Raw genomic sequence first — 361 nt, 5'->3', positions numbered from 1 at the left:
GCCTCGGCGGCGAGCGGGGCGAGGCCGGCGTGGGTGACGGCGACGCGCTTGGGCGCCCCGGTCGAGCCCGAGGTCGACACGACGTACGCGACATTCGCCGGCGCCGGGCCGGCCGCGTCGGGGGCGCCGATGAACGCGGCGCCGGTCTTGGTGATCGCCCACAGCCGCAGCACGTACTCGAGGCCGCGGGGCCGGTCGATGGGCACGACGGTGCCGGGGCCGGCGCCGGCGGCGCGCAGTTCGTCGGCGAGCGCGTCGGAGCGGGCGTCGAGTTCGCGGTAGGTCAGCGCGGTGTCGCCCTCGCGCAGGGCTTCCCGGTCGGGGTGCGCGGCGGCGGTGGCGCGCAGCAGGTCCGGCAGGG

The 361-nt window shown here is 79.2% G+C and carries 1 protein-coding gene; it reads right to left on the bottom strand.

Going from position 1 to position 361, the window contains the following annotated elements:
* Nucleotides 1–361, bottom strand: a 361-nt coding sequence (locus CQZ88_RS32255) for an AMP-binding protein (RefSeq protein ID WP_258008881.1), incomplete at both ends; no start/stop codon positions are given.

This window comes from Rhodococcus sp. ENV425 (genome assembly GCF_002887785.1).
Lineage (GTDB): Bacteria > Actinomycetota > Actinomycetes > Mycobacteriales > Mycobacteriaceae > Rhodococcus > Rhodococcus aetherivorans.
This window is presented reverse-complemented; position numbering and strand designations above follow the sequence as displayed.